This is a genomic window from Massilia hydrophila (assembly GCF_020208145.1).
GTDB lineage: Bacteria > Pseudomonadota > Gammaproteobacteria > Burkholderiales > Burkholderiaceae_D > Telluria > Telluria hydrophila.
Window position 1 is genome coordinate 141,927 of record NZ_JAHYBX010000007.1, and the last position, 15,584, is coordinate 157,510.

The 15,584-nt window shown below is 66.2% G+C and carries 11 protein-coding genes; 4 read left to right on the top strand and 7 right to left on the bottom strand.

Annotated features, from left to right (window positions below):
* Window positions 1-38: 38 nt before the first annotated feature.
* Window positions 39-2,036, bottom strand: coding sequence for a transketolase (gene tkt, locus LE190_RS16470; RefSeq protein WP_225239721.1), 1,998 nt, complete (start codon window positions 2,034-2,036; stop codon window positions 39-41).
* Window positions 2,037-2,151: 115 nt separating this feature from the next.
* On the opposite strand from tkt, the gene LE190_RS16475 reads away from it, so the two are divergent.
* Window positions 2,152-2,877: a 16S rRNA (uracil(1498)-N(3))-methyltransferase gene (locus LE190_RS16475; RefSeq protein ID WP_225239722.1), complete on the top strand. Its 726-nt coding sequence runs from the start codon at window positions 2,152-2,154 to the stop codon at window positions 2,875-2,877.
* A 99-nt stretch (window positions 2,878-2,976) separates the two neighbouring features.
* On the opposite strand, the gene LE190_RS16480 is transcribed toward LE190_RS16475, so the two are convergent.
* On the bottom strand, window positions 2,977-5,856 hold the full coding sequence (locus LE190_RS16480) for a TonB-dependent receptor (protein WP_225239723.1): 2,880 nt from the start codon (window positions 5,854-5,856) through the stop codon (window positions 2,977-2,979).
* Window positions 5,857-6,597: 741 nt separating this feature from the next.
* Between LE190_RS16480 and LE190_RS16485 the strand changes: the two genes are divergently transcribed.
* Window positions 6,598-8,214: an NAD(P)/FAD-dependent oxidoreductase gene (locus LE190_RS16485; protein ID WP_225239724.1), complete on the top strand. Its 1,617-nt coding sequence runs from the start codon at window positions 6,598-6,600 to the stop codon at window positions 8,212-8,214.
* Between the two features lie 53 nt (window positions 8,215-8,267).
* Window positions 8,268-9,071, top strand: coding sequence for an EamA family transporter (locus LE190_RS16490; RefSeq protein WP_225239788.1), 804 nt, complete (start codon window positions 8,268-8,270; stop codon window positions 9,069-9,071).
* Here LE190_RS16490 and corA read toward each other — a convergent pair.
* From corA to glnA, 5 genes are all read right to left on the bottom strand, one after another.
* Window positions 9,049-10,017, bottom strand: coding sequence for a magnesium/cobalt transporter CorA (gene corA, locus LE190_RS16495; RefSeq protein WP_225239725.1), 969 nt, complete (start codon window positions 10,015-10,017; stop codon window positions 9,049-9,051). The two genes, LE190_RS16490 and corA, sit on opposite strands and share 23 nt — an antisense overlap.
* Before the next feature lie 45 nt (window positions 10,018-10,062).
* A complete protein-coding gene (gene ntrC / locus LE190_RS16500) occupies window positions 10,063-11,550 on the bottom strand; it encodes a nitrogen regulation protein NR(I) (RefSeq protein WP_225239726.1) in 1,488 nt (495 codons plus the stop codon).
* Window positions 11,551-11,614: 64 nt separating this feature from the next.
* A complete protein-coding gene (glnL, locus tag LE190_RS16505) occupies window positions 11,615-12,697 on the bottom strand; it encodes a nitrogen regulation protein NR(II) (protein WP_225239727.1) in 1,083 nt (360 codons plus the stop codon).
* 24 nt (window positions 12,698-12,721) lie between these two features.
* Window positions 12,722-13,252: a DUF4124 domain-containing protein gene (locus tag LE190_RS16510; protein ID WP_225239728.1), complete on the bottom strand. Its 531-nt coding sequence runs from the start codon at window positions 13,250-13,252 to the stop codon at window positions 12,722-12,724.
* 163 nt (window positions 13,253-13,415) lie between these two features.
* A complete protein-coding gene (gene glnA / locus LE190_RS16515; RefSeq protein WP_225239729.1) occupies window positions 13,416-14,831 on the bottom strand; it encodes a type I glutamate--ammonia ligase in 1,416 nt (471 codons plus the stop codon).
* Window positions 14,832-15,122: 291 nt separating this feature from the next.
* Here glnA and LE190_RS16520 point away from each other — a divergent pair, with 291 nt between their 5' ends.
* Window positions 15,123-15,581, top strand: coding sequence for a rhodanese-like domain-containing protein (locus tag LE190_RS16520; protein WP_225239730.1), 459 nt, complete (start codon window positions 15,123-15,125; stop codon window positions 15,579-15,581).
* Window positions 15,582-15,584: the final 3 nt, after the last annotated feature.

Here is a 15,584-nt window from a genome sequence, read left to right on the forward strand (position 1 = left end):
GCAAAACGGGCCGCCCCAGGGGCAGCCCGCAAGAACCCTTACGCGCCGATCACGCCCTTGGCCTTGGCCACGACGTTCTCGACGGTGAAGCCGAAGTGCTTGAACAGCACCGGCGCCGGCGCCGATTCGCCGAAGGTGTCGATGCCGACCACCGCGCCTTCCAGGCCCACGTACTTGTACCAGAAGTCGGTCACGCCGGCTTCGATCGCCACGCGCGGGATGCCGCGCGGGAGCACGCTCGCCTTGTAGCTGGCGTCCTGGCGCTCGAACACGTCGGTCGACGGCATCGAGACCACGCGGGCGTTGATGCCCTCGCTCTCCAAGGAGTCGGCAGCCTTCATGGCCAGCTCGACTTCCGAACCGGTGGCGATCAGGACCACCTTCGCGTCGGCGGCGTCGCGCAGCACGTAGCCGCCCTTGGCCACGTTGGCGATGGTGGCGCCGTCACGCTCCATGAACGGCAGGTTCTGGCGCGAGAAGATCAGGGTGCTCGGGCCATCCTTGCGCTGCACTGCCGCGCCCCAGGCCACCATCGACTCGACGGTGTCGCACGGACGCCAGTTGTCCAGGTTCGGGATCAGGCGCAGCGACGAGACGTGCTCGATCGACTGGTGGGTCGGGCCGTCTTCGCCCAGGCCGATCGAGTCGTGGGTGAACACGAACAGCGAACGGATCTTCATTAGCGCGGCCATGCGCAGCGCGTTGCGGCTGTAGTCCGAGAAGGTCAGGAAGGTCGCGCCGAACGGGATGAAGCCGCCGTGCAGGGCGACGCCGTTCTGGATCGCGGCCATGCCGAACTCGCGCACGCCGTAGTTGATGTGGTTGCCCGGAATGCCCGAGCGCACCGCCACCGATTCCTTCCAGTTGGTCAGGTTCGAGCCGGTCAGGTCGGCCGAGCCGCCCAGGAATTCCGGCATGCTCGGCGCCAGGGCCTGGATCGCATTCTGCGAAGCCTTGCGGGTGGCGATGGTTTCCTTCTTTTCCACGCAGGTCGCGATGGCGGCGTCCAGCACTTCATTGAAGTTACCCGGCAGCTCGCCCTTCATGCGGCGCTCGAATTCGGCGGCCAATTCCGGGTGCGCGCCGCGGTACTGTTCGAACTTGGCGTTCCATTCGGCTTCCATCTGCGCGCCGCGCTCTTTCGCGTCCCAGGCTTCGTAGATCTCGCCCGGAATGTCGAAGGGAATCGGATCCCACAGCAGGTGCTGGCGCACGGCCGCGATTTCCTTGTCGCCCAGCGGGGCGCCGTGGACCTTGTCGCCGCCTTCCAGGTTCGGGGCGCCCTTGCCGATGATGGTCTTGCACATGATCAGGGTCGGACGGTCGGACTGTTTCGCCTGCTCGATGGCGTCCGAGACCGCGCTCACGCTGTGGCCGTCGATCTGGCCGATCACGTTCCAGCCGTAGGCTTCGAAGCGCTTGCGGGTGTCGTCGGTGAACCAGCCCTCCACGCGGCCGTCGATCGAGATGCCGTTGTCGTCGTACAGCCAGATCAGCTTGTTCAGGCGCAGGGTGCCGGCCAGCGAGGCCACTTCGTGCGAGATGCCTTCCATCAGGCAGCCGTCGCCCAGGAAGGCGTAGGTGTAGTGGTCGACCACGTCGTAGCCCGGGCGGTTGAATTCATAGCCCAGCAGCCATTCGGCCAGCGCCATGCCGACCGAGTTGGCGATGCCCTGGCCCAGCGGGCCGGTGGTGGTTTCCACGCCCGGGGTGATGCCCACTTCCGGGTGGCCCGCGGTCTTCGAATGCAGCTGGCGGAAGTCGCGCAGGTCGTCCATCGTCAGGTCGTAGCCGGCCAGGTGCAGCATCGCATAGTGCAGCATCGAGCCGTGGCCGTTCGAGAGCAGGAAACGGTCGCGGTTGAACCAGCCCGGATTGGCCGGGTTGTGGCGGTAGTGCTTGTCCCACAGCGCGACGCCGATCTCGGCCATGCCCATCGGCATGCCCGGGTGGCCCGAGTTGGCTTTCTGGACGGCGTCCATCGCCAGCGCGCGGATCGCGTTGGCCATCAGGGTGGTGGTTTGCGTAGATTTCATGGAGTGCGAGGTCTGGATTGGAAAGCGGAGGCGTGCAGCTGGCCGTAACCCGGTATTTTAGCAGACCGGCGTGCTGCCTATTAAAATGCAGCTTTATTCACGACCAAGAGCACGCATGCCCCGCTTCTACTGTCCCCAGCCGCTCGCCGCCGGTTCTACCGTCGACCTGCCGGAGGCCGTTGCCCACCACCTGCACGTCGTACGCCTGCAGCCGGGCGCGACCCTGACCCTGTTCAACGGCGAAGGCGGCCAAGTGCGCGCTACCCTGCTGGAGAGCGGCAAGCGGCGCGCCAGCGCTCGCATCGAAGCACTGGAAGACGTCGAGGCCGAACTGCCCTATGCCGTCACCCTGGCCCAGGGCTTGCCCGAAGGGAGCAAGATGGACTGGATCATCGAAAAGGCGGTGGAACTGGGCGTGGCCGCGGTCCAGCCGCTGGCGGCGCAGCGCAGCGTAGTGCGGCTGTCGGGCGAGCGCGCGGAAAAACGCCAGGCCCACTGGCAAGGCGTGATCGAGGCCGCCTCCGAACAGTGCGGGCGCAACCGGCTGGCCCGGCTGCATCCGCTGCAGGAAGTCGGCCGCTGGCTGGCGGCGCCCTGCCCCACCCCGCGCATCCTGCTGAGTCCGCGCGGCGAGCGCTCGCTGGCCGCGTGGGCCAGGGAAAACGGTCCGCAGGACCTGAGCCTGATGGTGGGCCCGGAAGGCGGCTTCAGCCGTGAAGAAGAAGATGCCGCGATCGCCGCCGGGGCGCTGGCACTGACGGTTGGCCCGCGCGTGCTGCGTACCGAGACGGCGGCGCTGGCCGCACTGGCCATGCTCGGCGGCCTCTGGAATGGCATGTAATCTTACCAAACGGTAAAAAAGAAACCCCGCAGCAGGTCGCCCTGCTGCGGGGTTGTGTTCGTCGGGACGACGGCATCGCTGCCGCCGCCCTGTCAAACATTAGAACGCGTAGGTCAGGCCCAGGCTGTAGAAGCGGCCCACAGCGCCCGGCTGGTGCAGCGAGGCGTTGTACGAGGTACCGGCGCCGGCGTTACCGTAGGTAGCGACGTCGATCGGCGCCTGCCTGTCGAACAGGTTCAGGACCGCTGCACGCAGGGTCAGGTTCGGGGTCAGCTTGTACTGCAGGTTCAGGTTCGTCGTGGTGAACGAAGGAACGGTGCAGTACCAGGCTGGCTGGACCAGGCCCGAGAAGTAGGCACGGCCGCCGACGTGTTCGCCGGTGGTGGCGCAGTCGGTCTCGCCCAGTGCCGGGTCGATGGTCGAGAAGCCGCTCGTGTAGTTCACGGTGGCGGTCACGTCCAGCGGGCCGCGGTTGTAGCCGAGGGTGAACTGGGCACGGTCTTTCGGGTTACCGGTTGCACCGCCGACCGACGATGGGCCCTGGGTGCCCGCCAGCTGGATGCGCTCGTTGCCGATGATGTTCTCGTAACCGAAGGTGTGCGCCGCCGACAGGGCTGCCGAGATGGTGCCGCCGTCGTTGGCCAGGCGCCAGCGGTAACGCACGTCCGCTTCGATGCCGTGGGTTTCGGTGCCGCCCGCGTTGATGTACGGCGACAGGCCGTACAGGATCGGGCCGACCGACGGGGTGGCGACGGTGGTGGTGGTGCCGTTGCCGGTCGCCACGTCGATCGGCGCCGCCGGGCCACGGACCCAGGTCGGGACGAAGTTCGGATCGTTGCCTGCCTGGGTCACGACCAGGTTGTTGATCTTGATCTTGTAGTAATCAAGGGTCATGTTCAGGCCGCGCATCGGTTCGTAGATCAGGCCCAGGGTGTAGGACTTCGACTTCTCAGGCTGCAGGTCCGGGTTGGTGGTCTGGACGTACGGCGGAGCGAAGCCGCAAGCCGACGGCACGTTGCCGGCGGTGGTACGGCTGCCGTTGGCGCACAGGATCGGGTCGTTGATCGCGTTGAAGGTGAAGAACGAACCTGCGTTGCCCACTTCAGCCGGGTTCGGCGCGCGGAAGCCACGTGCGAAGGTACCGCGGATACCGAAGTTCTGCACCGGGGTCCACTTGAAGTTGGCCGCCGGGGTGAACGAGTTGCCGTAGGTATCGTAGTGGTCGTAGCGGCTCGAGAGGCTGACTTCGACGTTCTTGATCGGGGTCGCACGCAGCTCGGCGAAGATTGCCTGGTTGGTCTCGTCGCCGATGGTGAAGGCCGAGGTGTTGGCCACGGCGCCGATCGCGGTCAGCGACGATGCCGGTGCGTTCTGCTCGCGCTTGTGCCAGTGGTAGCCGGCTGCGAAGGCCAGCGGGCCTGCGCCGAACGACGGCAGGATTTCGCGCGAACCGACCAGGTCGATGTAGTTCAGGGTCGATTCGAGGGTGTTGCTGAAGCGTGGCGAGACGGCGTCGACCAGGGTCGGCGAGTTGCCGCCCAGGACGTTCCAGGAACCGTTGTTGATCGCGTTGTACAGGTTGCGGCGGTTGATGTAGCCGCTGTAGTTCGCGTCAACCTTCACCTTGGTCATGCCGGCCGCCGCCTGCACGTCCCAGCCCATGGCGCTACCGGTCAGGTCGGCCGAGATGCGGGTGGTGGTCGACTTGTTGTTGGTGGTCAGGTTGGGATCGATGTCCGGAATGTAGCCGTACAGGCGGGCATTGTTCGGGAACGGATTGGTAACGCCGGCGCCGACGCGTGCGCCCGGAGCGAACAGGGTGCTCGGGATGTTATTGACGCGGGTGACCAGCACGCCGTTGTTCAGGGTGGTGACACCGTTGAACGAGGTCGGGCTGTAGGCGGCCGGGGTGGCGCCGCGGTTGTTGGTGCTTTCACGCTGGAACATGGACGCCTTCAGCGCCAGTTCCCAGTTGTCGTTCAGCTTCTTGGTCATGCCAACCAGCAGGTTGACGTTTTCGGTTTCCGGCTGGATGAAGCCGAAGGTATCGCGCACTGCGCACTGGCCGGCGCGGTAGGCGTTGTAGTTACACTTCGACGGATCCAGGAACACGAAGTTGGCCGGATTGTCCACGCCGCCCGTGCCCGACGGGTTGTACAGGAAGGGGGTGTTGGTCGGGGTCAGGAACGAGTTCAGGTTGGTCGGCACACCCAGGGTCAGGTTGTTACCGCCACGTGCGCGCCAGTCGCGGTTCGCGTAGTCGAAGTTGTCGCGCTCGGCAACCTTGATCGAACCCTGCTTGCGGGTCTCGATGGTGAAGAAGGCGTTGTAGCCGTCGGTGTCGATGTCGCCGATGCCCGAGCTGATCGAGGCGCGCTTGGTCTTGCCGCCGCCGTGCTGGGTGTCGCCGTATTCGGCGGCCAGGCGGGTGCCGGTCAGGTTCTTCTTCAGCTTGATGTTGATCACGCCTGCGATCGCGTCCGAGCCGTACAGCGACGATGCGCCGGACTTCAGGACTTCGATCGATTCGATGGCGTCGAACGGGATCGAGGACACGTCGACGAACTGGCGCTGGGCGTCGTCCGACAGCGGGTAGCCGGCCATGCGGTGGCCGTCGATCAGGACCAGGGTCGCGCCCACGGTCAGGCCGCGCAGCGAGATGCCCGATGCGCCGTTGGCGAAGGCGCCGGCGAAGCCGGTGCCGAGGGTACCTGCGCCGTTGGCGGCCAGGTCGGTCAGCAGTTCAGCCACCGAGGTCTTGCCGCTCTTCTGGATGTCGGCCGAGGTCAGCACCTGCACCGGGGTCGGGGTTTCCGTGTTGGCGCGGCTGATCAGCGAGCCGGTCACGACCACGCGCTGCGGGGTCGAGCCGCCTGCGGCTTCGGTCGTCTGTGCGAAGGCCGGTGCACTACCGGCCAGGGCGCCGCTGGCGAGCGCGCAAGCGACTGCGAACGGCAGCGACTTCAATTTGAACGTCATGAATACTTCTCCTTCTGGGCTTTTCTTAAAGTGGTTTTTGCCACCGCAGCGCGATCGTCCTGCCCTGCGGTCGTCTCCTGCAAACCGGGCGCAAATTGCGCGCGCCCTGCCGCGACAAACTGCCGGCCGGGGGCTTGAAGGTTTACTTCATACAACACGACATCTGTATATCGCCGCTTTTTAATGGCAGCATTCTTCCGTACCTGAACTACTAGGACGCATACCCTCAAATAACCGCTAAATAAAAGAAAACGTTATTTGAATGAATACATAAAACCATATTGAAACGAAAAGTGTCAATTGAACACACCAGCACGCTTCAGCGAAAAACAACACCTCACCCCGGTACTGCTTGTTTTCGCCGCCGGATGGTGCGCCGCATCAACGAGCAAAAGGTATGCACGTGAGTTCGCTCAATTCAATGCGGAAGACAGCGCAAAGCCGACAAGATCAGCGTATTTATCCCAAGCAGCAACTTCTCGTCTGCATGCCTTGCAGCGCTTTCTGACAAGGCAAAATTCCCCTTCCCGTCGTGATTGCGAAACATGCGATCGCGCCCCGAGAATGTTGCACCCACACAACGGCGATTTGCCATGCATATGGCCGGTTTTCTCACGAAAGAGATAGCACCGGCGCGGCCACGGCTGCGCGCCGCCGGCCGCCGGCCTCACGAGGGGCGAGTCCGGTAAAATAGCGGTTTGCCTCAGCCTTATATTGTTGCCTCACTAGCAACCACACACCATGCTCCGAATTAGCGAACTCAAACTTCCCCTCGACCATCCCGAAGCCGCCCTGCGCGAGGCCATCCTGGCCCGCCTCGGGATCGCCAGCGCCGAGCTGCTCGGCTTCACGGTGTTCAAGCGCAGCTACGATGCGCGCAAGAAGTCGGCCATCGTGCTGATCTATGCGATCGATGCCGAGGTGCACGACGAAGCGGCCGTGCTGGCGCGCCTGGCGCGCGACCAGCACATTGGCCCCTCGCCCGACACCGGCTACAAGTTCGTCCCGGCGGCGCGCCCGGCACCCGGTACGCCGCGCCCGGTAGTGGTGGGCATGGGTCCCTGCGGCATGTTCGTGGCCCTGATCCTGGCCCAGATGGGCCTGAACCCGCTGGTGCTGGAACGCGGCAAGATCGTGCGCGAGCGCACCGTCGACACCTTCGGTTTCTGGCGCAAGCGCAAGCTCAACACCGAATCGAACGTGCAGTTCGGCGAAGGCGGTGCCGGCACCTTCTCTGACGGCAAGCTGTACAGCCAGATCAAGGACCCGAAGCATTACGGCCGCAAGGTGCTCACCGAGTTCGTCAAGGCCGGCGCGCCGGAAGAGATCCTGTACGTCAGCAAGCCGCACATCGGCACCTTCCGCCTGGTGAAGATGGTCGAGCAGATCCGCGCCGAGATCACCCGGCTCGGTGGCGAGATCCGGTTCGAGACGCGCGTGGACGACATCTACGTGGGCAACGAAGCCGGCGTGCGCCAGGTCCAGGGCGTGCGCCTCTCGAATGGCGAGGAGATCGCCACCCGCCACCTGGTGATGGCGATCGGCCACAGCGCGCGCGACACCTTCGAGCTGCTGTACGAGCGCGGCGTGTACATCGAAGCCAAGCCGTTCTCGATCGGCTTCCGGGTCGAGCACCCGCAGTCGCTGATCGACGTCTGCCGCTTCGGCCCGAACGCCGGCAACAAGCTGCTCGGCGCGGCCGACTACAAGATCGTGCACCACGCCTCGAACGGCCGCTCCGTCTACAGCTTCTGCATGTGCCCGGGCGGCACCGTGGTGGCGGCATCCTCGGAAGAAGGCCGGGTGGTCACCAACGGCATGAGCCAGTACTCGCGCAACGAGCGCAACGCCAACAGCGCGATCGTGGTCGGCATCACACCCGAGGACTACCCGGGCCACCCGCTGGCCGGTATCGCCTTCCAGCGCGAGCTGGAGTCGCGCGCCTACGTCCTCGGCGGCAGCAACTACGACGCCCCGGGCCAGCTGATGGGCGACTTCGTCAAGGGCGTGCCTTCCACCGAGTTCGGCTCGGTGGTCCCCTCGTTCCGGCCGGCGGTGCACCTGACCGACCTGGCGCCTTCGCTGCCGCAGTACGCGATTCAGGCGCTGCGCGAAGCCTTCGTCGCTTTTGACAAGCAGATCAAGGGCTACTACAAGCACGACGCGGTGCTGACCGGGGTCGAGACCCGCACTTCCTCGCCGATCCGCATCAAGCGCAACGACGCCGACCTGCAAAGCCTGAACACACGCGGCCTGTTCCCGGCCGGCGAAGGCGCGGGCTACGCCGGCGGCATCATGTCGGCGGCCGTGGACGGCATCCGCGTGGCGGAAGCCGTGGCACTGGCGATGGCCGCGTGAAGCCGGCCGCCACGCCCACGGCGCTCGGCCCGGGCCTGGCGATCCTGGCTTCGATGGTGTCGGTGAACGCCGGCGCCGCCTGGGCCAAGGGACTGTTCCCGCTGGTGGGCAGCCAGGGCGTGACCGCGCTGCGGGTCGGCCTGGCGGCCCTGGTCATGCTGGCCGTGGTACGCCCCTGGCGCACGCCGCCGGCGCGCGCCGACATGCGCAACCTGCTGGTGTATGGCCTGATGCTGGGCTGCATGAACCTCCTGATCTACGCCGCCTTCGCCCGCATCCCGATCGGGATCGCGGTGGCGATCGAGGTGGTCGGTCCACTCGCCGTGGTGGTGCTGTCCTCGCGCCGCGCGCGCGACGTCGGCTGGGTGCTGCTGGCGGCCGGCGGCCTGTGGCTGCTGGCGCCGGTGCACGCCGGCGTGCCGCCGCTGGACCCGGTCGGCGTGGCGTACGCGCTGGGCGCGGCCTTCTGCTGGGCGATGTACATCGTGTTCGGCAAGCGCGTCTCCACGCTCGACGGCGGCCAGGCCGTAGCCTGGGGCATGCTGGCGGCGGCCCTGTTCACGGTGCCGCTGGGCGCCGCGCACGCGGGCGCGGCCCTGCTGCTGCCTTCGGTGCTGGCGGGCGGCCTGGCGGTGGCGCTGCTGTCGAGCGCCCTGCCCTATACGCTGGAGATGGCGGCGCTGCGGCGTCTGCCGCGGCGGGTGTTCGGGATCCTGGTCAGCGCCGGGCCGGCCTTCGCCGCGCTGGCCGGGTGGATCGTGCTGGGCGAGCGGCTCACCGGCCTGCAGTGGCTGGCGATCCTGCTGGTGATCGTGGCCTGCGGCGGGGCCGCGGCTACAGCCAGCCGGCCCGCTTGAAGCGCCGGTACACGTAGAAGCACACCCCGCCCATGGTCGCCAGCGCCAGCGGGTAGCCGTACTTCCACTTCAGCTCCGGCATGAACTCGAAGTTCATGCCCCAGATCCCGGCAAAGGCGGTGAACACGGCGAAGATCGCCGCGTACGAGGCCAGCTTCTTGCTGATGTCGTTCTCTTCGATCGCCACCATCGACAGCGTCACCTGGATCGCGGTGTTGATGGTGTCGCGCACCGTGTCCAGCCGGCCGAGGATGCGCAGCAGGTGGTCGTGCACGTCGCGGAAGTAATCCTGGGTCTCGACCACCACGGCCGGCACGCGGCCACCATGCAGGCGTCCGATCGCGTCCATCAGCGGCACCACCGCGTGGCGCAGCACCTGCGACTTGCGTTTCAGTTCGTACAGGCGCTCGATGTTGGCGCGCTGCCCGCCTTGCTGGCCGAAGATGTGGTCCTCGATCGATTCGAGCTCGGATTCGAGCATGTCGACCACCGGGAAGTAGCGGTCCACCACCGCATCGACCAGCGCGTACAGCACGAAGCCGGAACCCTTCTTCAACTGATGCGGCTCGCGTTCGGCACGCGCACGCACGCCCAGGAAACCCTGGTTGGCATCGCGCCGCACCGACAGCACGTAGTTCGGTCCGGCGAAGATGGCCAGCTCGCCGGCACGCAGTTCGTCGCCGCCCAGCTCCACGATGTGGACGATCACGAAGACGCTGTCCCCATACTCCTCCATCTTGGGGCGCTGGTGGCCGCGCGCCGCGTCTTCCACCGCCAGCTCGTGCAGCGCGAACTCTTCCTGCATGGTGGCGATTTCGGCCTGGTCCGGGTCGCGCAGGGCGACCCAGACGAAAGTACCGGGCTGTTTCAGGTATTCACTGATGTCGGCGACGGGAACGTCGGACAGCTTCTTGCCTTCCTGGTAGGCGACACAGTTGATCAGCATGGACGATGGCAAAAGAACACGATGCGCCAGCTTACACCATCGGGCCTAGTCTTCGCGAACGCCTTCGATGCCCAGTTCCGCGATCTTGCGGGTGATGGTGTTGCGGCCGATCCCGAGCCGCACCGCGGCATCGTTGCGGCGCCCGTGCGTGTGGCGCAGTGCGGTCTTGATCAGGACCGACTCGAACTGGCGGCCGAGCGTGTCCATCACGTCCACCGCGCCGGCACTGAGCATGCCGGCCGCCTGCTGCTCGAGCAGCGCCGCCCAGCCATCCGGCGCGGCAGGCGCGACCAGGGACGCGGGCCCGGAGGTGGCGGGCACGCTGGCCGCCGCGCCTGCGGCGGCTACCGGTGCTTCCTGCACCATGGCGGACTCCGGCGCGCCCTGGATCAGGTCGCGCGGCAGGTCCTTCACCTCCACCGTCTGGCCCGGGGCCATCACGGTGATCCAGTTGCACAGGTTTTCCAGCTGGCGCACATTGCCCGGCAATTCCAGGCGGGACAGGAAACGCATCGCGCCTTCGCTCAGGCGCTTGGGCTCCACGCCCAACTGGCGTGCGCTCTGCACCAGGAAGTGGCGCGCCAGGATCGGGATGTCCTCGCCGCGCTCGCGCAGCGAGGGCAGGCGCAGGCGGATCACGTTCAGGCGGTGGTACAGGTCTTCGCGGAACAGGCCGTCGCGCACGCGCTGTTCCAGGTTCTGGTGGGTGGCCGCGATCACGCGCACGTTGGCCTTGACCGGCTGGTGCCCGCCGACACGATAGAAGTGGCCGTCCGACAGCACCCGCAGGAGACGGGTCTGCAGATCGAACGGCATGTCGCCGATTTCATCCAGGAACAGGGTGCCGTTCTCGGCCTGCTCGAAGCGGCCGCGCCGCATGGCCTGGGCGCCGGTGAAGGCGCCGCGCTCATGGCCGAACAGTTCGGACTCCAGCAGGTCCTTCGGGATCGCCGCCGTGTTCAGCGCGATGAAGGGCTGCTGGGCGCGCGGGCTGTGCTTGTGCAGGGCGCGCGCCACCAGTTCCTTGCCGGTGCCGCTCTCGCCCGTGATCAGGACCGTCACGTTGGACTGCGACAGGCGCCCGATGGCGCGGAATACTTCCTGCATGGCCGGCGCGTGCCCCAGGATCTCGGGCGTCTCGGCCGGCGCCGCCTCCACGCTCGCTTCGCGCAGGCTCTCGTCCAGCGCGCGCCGGATCAGGCTGACCGCCTTGTCGATGTCGAAGGGTTTCGCCAGATAGTCGAAGGCGCCGCCCTGGAACGAGGCGACCGCCGAATCGAGGTCGGAAAAGGCGGTGATGATGATGACCGGCAGCCCCGGATGGCGGGCCTTGACCGCGCCCAGCAGCTCGATGCCGGAGTCGCCCGGCATGCGGATGTCCGAAACCAGCACCTGCGGGGTGTCGCTCTCGAAGGCGGCCAGCGCGTCGTGCGCGTTGGCGAAGCTGCGCGTTTCCAGGCTTTCGCGCGCCAGCGCCTTTTCCAGCACCCAGCGGATCGATGCGTCGTCGTCGACAATCCAGATTGGTTTCATGTGTTCGTGCTTCCTTGTTGCCGCATTGTCGGGGAACCCGCGGCGCACCCGCCGCCGCGGCAGCCTAGGGCAGCGGCAGCAGGATACGGAAGTCCGTGAGTCCAGGCCGGCTTTCGCACTCGATCACACCCAGGTGCTGCTGCACGAAGGTCTGCGCCAGCGTCAGTCCGAGGCCGCTGCCGCCGTCACGCCCGGACACGAGCGGATAGAAGATGCGGTCGCGGATCTCGGGGGCGATGCCCGGTCCATTGTCGATGATATGCAAATCTAATGCCAGCCCATAGCGGACCTTGGCCAGGGTGACCTGGCGCGCCACCCGGGTGCGCAGCACGATCTCGGCGTCGCCCGCCGCGATGCGTGCCTGCAGCGCCTGGGCCGCGTTGTGGGCGATGTTCAGCACCACCTGGATCAGCTGCTCCATGTCGCCCCTGAACTCGGGGATCGAGGCGTCGTAGTCGCGCCGGATCGACAGGCCGGCCGGGAACTCGGCCAGGATCAGGCTGCGCACGCGCTCGCACACTTCGTGGATGTTGACGTCGCCCACGATGTGCGGACGGCGGTGCGGCGCCAGCAGGCGGTCGACCAGGGTCTGCAGGCGGTCGGCTTCCTTGATGATGACCTGGGTGTATTCGGTGAGGTCGGCCGGGTGCTGGGGCGGCAGTTCGCGTTCCAGCAGCTGGGCCGCCCCGCGGATGCCGCCCAGCGGGTTCTTGATCTCGTGCGCCAGGTTGCGGATCAGCTCCTTGTTGGCCTGGCTCTGGTCGAGGATGCGTTCCTCGCGGTCGAGTTTCAGCTGCTGGACGTTCTCGCGCAGCTCGATCAGCAGTTCGCCGCCCTCGCCTTCCTTGAGCGCGCTGACGATGCTGTTCACGTGCAGCGGCTCGCGTCCGCTGCGCTGCAGGACCAGGTCCTGGCGCAGGTCGGCGTACTGGTGGGCCAGGGCCTGGGCGCACAGCGCGGCCAGTTCCTGGCCGTTCACGAACAGCTCCGGCAGCGGCGCGCGCTGCAGCGATTTGAGGGACAGTTCGAGCAGGTTTTCGGCAGCGGGGTTGGCGTAGCGCACCTCGCCACCCGCCCCCAGCAGCAGCACGCTGGAAGCCAGCAGGTCGAGGCCGGCGAAACGCAGGGTTGGTTCCTGGGCGCTCATCCCTTGTGATTCATCCGCGGCCACTCATCGAATGTTGCCGATCTCGCGCTGCAGCGCTTCGATATTGCGCTCGGTGCGGCCGATCTCGTCGCGCATCGAGGCCACGCGCTCCTGGTACTTGGCGTAGTTGCGCTCGTTGCCCTGGCGCTCGGGTTCGCCGCCGTTGAAGTCGCGGCGCAGGTCCGCCAGTTTCTTTTGCTCGATGCGCAGCTCGTCGTTGAGGATGGCGCGGCGGTCGTCGTCGCGCGCACGCTGCTGGGCGCTGTCGACGCGCGGGAAGCTGGCCGGGGTGACGGTGGGCGCCGGGCCGTTGCCCGGCGGGCGCACCGCCGGGATCGGGGCGGAGGCGCGCGGCGCCGGCGGCGGCGCATAGCCGGGCAGGTCGAGCGCCTTGCAGCCGCGCCGTGCCGTGTCGGTGAACTCGACGCGGCCCTGCTCGTCCACGCACTTGTAGACGGCTGCCTGGGCCTGGGCGCTGCCGCAGATGGCCACGCTGGCGAAACCGGCCAGCAACAGGAAGCCGGGATGGCGGAAGGGGCTAATTGTCTTTCCCATCAGAAATCACTCTGCACAATAAACGTGCACCCATTGTAGTGGGGCCCGACTATACAGCAAGCATGAAAAAACGCGGGGAAAGCCCTCGCTTTCCCCGCGTTTGATCAGCGTGCGGCGCCCATTGACGCGTCGTTGCAACGCCGGGCTTGCCGCTATGGCCAGATTACGACGAGTAGTACATGTCGAATTCGGCCGGGTGCGGGGTCATGCGCAGACGCTGCACTTCCTGCATCTTGAGGTCGATGTAGGCATCGATCATGGCGTCGCTGAACACGCCGCCGCGGGTCAGGAACTCGCGGTCCTTGTTCAGGGCTTCCAGCGCTTCTTCCAGCGAGGCGCACACGGTCGGAATCAGCTTGTCTTCTTCCGGCGGCAGGTGGTACAGGTCCTTGGTCGCGGCTTCGCCCGGGTGGATCTTGTTCTGGATGCCGTCCAGGCCCGCCATCATCAGCGCGGCGAAGCACAGGTAGACGTTGGCCAGCGGGTCCGGGAAGCGCACCTCGATGCGGCGGCCCTTCGGGTTCGCCACATGCGGAATGCGGATCGAGGCCGAACGGTTCTTGGCCGAGTAGGCCAGCTTGACCGGGGCTTCGTAGCCCGGCACCAGGCGTTTGTACGAGTTGGTGCCCGGGTTGGTGATCGCGTTGAGCGCCTTGGCGTGCTTGATGATGCCGCCGATGTAGTACAGCGCGGTTTCCGACAGGCCCGCATAGCCGTCGCCGGCGAACAGGTTCTTGCCGTCCTTCCAGATCGACTGGTGCACGTGCATGCCCGAGCCGTTGTCGCCGTTCATGGGCTTGGGCATGAAGGTCGCGGTCTTGCCGTAGCTGTGGGCGACGTTCCAGATCACGTACTTCATGTTCTGGGTCCAGTCGGCACGCTCGACCAGGGTCGAGAAACGGGTGCCGATCTCGTTCTGGCCGGCGCCGGCCACTTCATGGTGGTGCACTTCGACCGGGATGCCCATCGATTCGAGGATCAGGCACATCTCCGAGCGCATGTCCTGGAAGCTGTCGACCGGCGGGACCGGGAAGTAGCCGCCCTTGACGGTCGGACGGTGGCCGCTGTTGCCGCCTTCGATTTTCTTGTCGGTCGACCAGGACGCTTCATCCGAGTCGATCTTGACGAAGCAGCCCGACATGTCGATCTTCCAGCGGATCGAATCGAAGATGAAGAATTCCGGTTCCGGGCCGAAGAAGGCGGTGTCGCCGATGCCGGTCGACTTCAGGTAGGCTTCGGCGCGCTTGGCGATCGAGCGCGGGTCGCGGTCATAGCCCTTGCCGTCCGACGGCTCGATCACGTCGCACTGCATGAACAGCGTCGTCTCTTCCATGAACGGGTCGAGGTTGGCGGTGTTCGGATCCGGCAGCAGCAGCATGTCGGAGGCTTCGATGCCTTTCCAGCCGGCGATCGAGGAACCGTCGAAGGCATGGCCCGATTCGAACTTGTCTTCGTCAAAGTGCGAGACGGGAACGGTCACGTGCTGCTCTTTGCCGCGGGTGTCCGCGAAGCGTAAATCAACGAATTTGACTTCGTTGTCTTTGATCAATTGCATTACGTCTGCAGCCGTCTTTGCCATTCGTATCTCTCCTGATGTAAAGGGTGCCGTGCTGGCGAAGCCGCTGCACGACAATTACCTTAGTCTAAGCATGAACTGTGCCAGCCCGCTGTCATGAGCACATGCCGATTGCGTCGTTGGACAACGCCGGGTTTGGTCCTACAATCCGTTTCACCATGCTTGTGCGCCTGGCCAGTGGCGCACCAGTTTGGTGCGCAGCAGCCTATTATGCACCATCGCAGCGCAGCATACGCCGAACCAGCCTGGTGCAAGAGCACCCGTTGGCTGTCACCGCTTACCGGACGAGAGAACATGAGTACGAGCGAATCCATCCTTGCCGCCGCCCGCCGGCGCGCCGCCGATCAGCCCTATGCAGGCGCTGTCACCCCCGAGGAAGCCTACGCGCTGCTGTGCGACGATCCGCGCGTCAAGCTGGTGGACGTGCGTACCAATGCCGAGCGCGATTGGGTAGGACGGGTTGCCGTGCCCGAGTCCCGGCAGGTGGCGGTGCAATGGGTTACCTATCCTGGCGGCGCGCCGAATCCCGATTTCGGCGCCCAGCTGGAACAGGTGGCGGGCAAGGACGAAGTCCTGCTGTTCCTGTGCCGCTCGGGCGTGCGCTCGCGCCACGGCGCGCGCGCGGCCACCGAGCTCGGGTTTGCCGAGTGCTACGACATCCTGGAAGGTTTCGAGGGCGACCGCGACGCCGAGGGACACCGCAAGACCGTCGGCGGCTGGTGCAAGGCCGGCCTGCCCTGGATCGGGGCCTGAGGC